2 protein-coding genes and 1 tRNA gene are annotated in these 3,892 nt (G+C 44.8%); 2 read left to right on the top strand and 1 reads right to left on the bottom strand.

Annotated features, from left to right (window positions below; genetic code table 11):
- Window positions 1-53: 53 nt before the first annotated feature.
- Window positions 54-2,048 carry an excinuclease ABC subunit UvrB gene (gene uvrB, locus A3762_RS07600; protein WP_068754759.1) on the bottom strand — a complete coding sequence of 665 codons (1,995 nt, stop codon included), beginning with the start codon at window positions 2,046-2,048 and terminating at the stop codon, window positions 54-56.
- A 167-nt stretch (window positions 2,049-2,215) separates the two neighbouring features.
- On the opposite strand from uvrB, the gene A3762_RS07595 reads away from it, so the two are divergent.
- Window positions 2,216-3,400 carry a pyridoxal phosphate-dependent aminotransferase gene (locus tag A3762_RS07595; RefSeq protein ID WP_304439276.1) on the top strand — a complete coding sequence of 395 codons (1,185 nt, stop codon included), beginning with the start codon at window positions 2,216-2,218 and terminating at the stop codon, window positions 3,398-3,400.
- A 51-nt stretch (window positions 3,401-3,451) separates the two neighbouring features.
- Window positions 3,452-3,527, top strand: a tRNA-Asn gene (locus A3762_RS07590).
- The last annotated feature ends 365 nt before the right edge of the window (window positions 3,528-3,892 follow it).

Raw genomic sequence — 3,892 nt, 5'->3', positions numbered from 1 at the left:
GAAAATCATGAATGTGCATAAAATAGTCAAAAAATTGTCCGCTTTGCACAATACTAGTTATGTTTAAGCTCACTAATACGGTCTCTTAGGGCTGCCGCACGCTCAAAATCTAAGGCCTTCGCGGCGGCGTACATTTCGTCCTCTAACGCCTTAATTGACTTCAGTTTAGAGCCGGAATCAGCGCCGTAGCTCCCACTTTCTTCAGCAACTTTTCTACCGCCAACCTTAACCCGCCCAGGAATTACGACCGCGCCCTCCATGATATCTCCAACAGATTTGTTGAGCGATTTGGGCGTCAAACCATTCTCTTTGTTGTACTCTTCTTGTTTTGCTCTTCGTCGCTCGGTTTCGTCCATAGCACGCTGCATTGAACCCGTCACACGATCTGCATACAAAATTGCTTTACCATTTATATTTCGCGCTGCCCGACCAATCGTTTGAATTAGCGATCTATCGGATCTTAGAAACCCCTCTTTGTCCGCATCTAAAATCGCGACAAGAGCTACTTCAGGCATATCCAAACCTTCCCGAAGCAAATTAATACCAATCAATACATCAAATACGCCCTTGCGTAAGTCTTGAATAATTTCGACTCTTTCTACGGTATCAATGTCGGAGTGTAAATATCGAACCTTAACGCCATGTTCCATTAGGTAATCCGTTAGATCTTCTGCCATCCGTTTGGTAAGCGTCGTAACAAGCACTCGATCACCTGCCTCAACAGATTTATGAATCTCCCCGAGCAAATCATCAACCTGCGTTGTAGCTGGACGAACCTCTAAAATTGGATCGAGAAGCCCTGTCGGCCGCACAACCTGTTCAACGACCTGCCCTGCATGCTCTTCTTCGTATTTCGCAGGCGTAGCCGAAACAAAAATTGTCTGTGGGCAGATTCTCTCCCATTCATCAAAGCGCATCGGTCGATTATCAAGAGCACTAGGTAAGCGAAAACCATATTCGACTAGAGTTTCTTTTCTAGATCGATCGCCTTTATACATTGCCCCAATCTGAGGGACGGTAACATGCGATTCATCGATTACCATAAGTGCGTTCGCTGGCAGGTAATCAAATAATGTTGGAGGTGGCGCTCCGGCAGGACGTCCTGACAAATACCTAGAGTAATTTTCGATCCCGTTGCAATAACCAAGCTCGTTCATCATTTCTGTATCATATCGGGTCCTCTCTTCAAGACGCTGTGCTTCAACCAACTTGTTATTATCCTTGAGTTGAACAAGCCTCCCGGACAACTCTTCTTTAATTTGGTCTACCGCATCCAAAATGGTTTGGCGAGGGGTTACATAATGCGACTTCGGGTAAATTGTGATTCTAGGTACTTTACGCAATACTTCGCCGGTAAGCGGATCAAACTCAGATAACTGCTCTACCTCATCATCAAACAACTCAATACGAACTGCATCCCGCTCTGACTCGGCCGGGAATACATCAATGACATCCCCCCTGACGCGATATGTTGCGCGCTGAAGTTCCATATCGTTTCTTGTGTACTGTAATTCGGCTAGACGCTGAAGAATCTTGCGCTGATTTGTAATTTCACCACGATCTAGGTGGAGCATCATTTTCATGTAGGACTTAGGATCGCCCAGACCATAGATCGCGGATACAGTCGCTACGATTATTGTGTCTTGACGCTCCATCAACGCCTTCGTCGCGGACAATCGCATTTGCTCAATGTGCTCGTTGACTGACGCATCCTTCTCGATGAATGTATCCGATGCAGCAACATATGCTTCAGGCTGGTAATAGTCGTAATACGATACAAAGTATTCAACTGCATTGTCGGGGAAAAACTCCTTAAACTCGCCATAGAGTTGGGCTGCTAAGGTTTTATTATGCGCCATGATAATGGTTGGCCGTTGAATCTTTTCGATGACATTTGCAATGGTAAATGTCTTACCCGATCCCGTAACACCAAGTAAGGTTTGGTGCATTAATCCATCATCGATGCCATCGACTAAACCCGCGATGGCAGTTGGTTGATCCCCAGATGGAGAAAATTTGGAAGAGACTTTAAATTCCTTGGTCTTCATATTTCAGAAACAACTATGCAGTGGTAAACTTACGCCCCGCAGTACTGAGTGCTATAAATAACACTCAGATTTGGAAGCTTTATCGGTCAATTTGCGCAAATGCTAGCAAAAAATCTTCGTTAGTACGCGTATGTATTGAACGTAACAATCATAGAGTTGAGGCATACATCTTGGAACCTTCATTATCCAATCGTGTTCAAAATATAAAACCATCACCAACACTTGCTGTAACAAATAAGGCAAACGAATTACGTGCTGCCGGCAAGGATATTATTGGCTTAGGCGCTGGCGAGCCAGATTTTGACACACCTCAACATATTAAAGATTACGCAATTAAAGCCATTGATAATGGCCAAACTCGCTATACAGCAGTAGACGGCACGCCCGAGTTAAAACAAGCAATCATCGCCAAGTTCAAAAACGATAACGGTTTATCTTACGAGCCAAATCAGATACTCGTTTCATGCGGCGGCAAACAGAGCTTTTTCAATCTCGCACTTGCGCTGCTAAATGAGGGTGACGAAGTCATTATTCCTGCGCCTTACTGGGTATCATATCCAGATATGGTGAAGGTAGCTGATGGAACACCAGTAATTATTGAATCTGGCGCTGATCAGCGCTTTAAAGTTACTGCCGAACAAGTCGCAGCAGCGATTACTCCAAAGACAAAATTGTTCGTTATTAATAGCCCTTCAAACCCAACAGGCATGGCGTATACGACTAGCGAGCTTAAAGATATTGCGGAAGTGTTGTTAGCGAATCCGCACGTAATGGTTGCGACCGACGATATGTACGAACACATCTTATGGAACAAAGAAGGCTTCCATAACATCCTAACGGTCTGCCCAGAGCTTTATGATCGTACGTTTGTACTTAATGGGGTATCAAAAGCTTACAGCATGACCGGCTGGCGTATTGGTTACGCAGCAGGGCCTCAAAAAGTCATTGCAGCAATGAAGAAGATTCAATCACAAAGCACCTCAAATCCAGCATCTATCTCACAAGCTGCCGCTACCGCTGCACTAACTGGTGATCAGGAGTGCGTAGATGCAATGGTCGTTGAATTCAAAAAGCGCCATGACTACCTTGTCGAAGCGCTGAATGACATCAATGGCGTCAATTGCCTTGCCGGTGACGGAACGTTTTATGTATTCCCTGACTTCAGCAGTGCAATTGAACAGAGTTCTGCAAACTCAGATATCGAACTAGCCGAATTACTCCTTTCAGAAGCTGGTGTCGCATTAGTGCCAGGCTCTGCGTTTGGTTCGCCAGGGTGTATGAGACTCAGCTTCGCGACGAGCATGGAAGTCCTTCAAGATGCTGTTTCAAGAATCAAAAAAGTTCTTGGATAAACGCTTGACCAAGGAGCGTTAGATCATTACTATACGCGCCTCTTATGAAGTTCCCCGATAGCTCAGTTGGTAGAGCAACGGACTGTTAATCCGTGGGTCGCTGGTTCAAGCCCAGCTCGGGGAGCCAATTTGATAAGACATATTCTTAAAAGACGTCAGTGAAAACTGTACGTCTTTTTTTTATGCCTGCAATTTATGCATACAACGAATCCGTGGTAAACCCTGCCGGCTTTACCTAGATCAAGCCCAGCTCGGGGAGCCAATTTCATAAGACATATTCTTAAAAGACGTCAGTGAAAACTGTACGTCTTTTTTTTATGCCTGCAATTTATGCATACAACGAATCCGTGGTAAACCCTACCGGCTTTACCTAGATCAAGCCCAGCTCGGGGAGCCAATTTCATAAGACATATTCTTAAAAGACGTCAGTGAAAACTGTACGTCTTTTTTTTATGCCTGCAATTTATGCATACAACGAATCCGTGGTAAACC

Source organism: Oleiphilus sp. HI0125, from assembly GCF_001635355.1.
Note: the sequence above shows the minus strand (reverse complement) of the source record. Positions and strands in the feature narration are given on the sequence as shown.

Coding starts and splice junctions, on each gene's coding strand:
- uvrB (WP_068754759.1), bottom strand. CDS start 2,048: ATGAAGACCAAGGAATTTAAAGTCTCTTCCAAATTTTCTCCATCTGGG.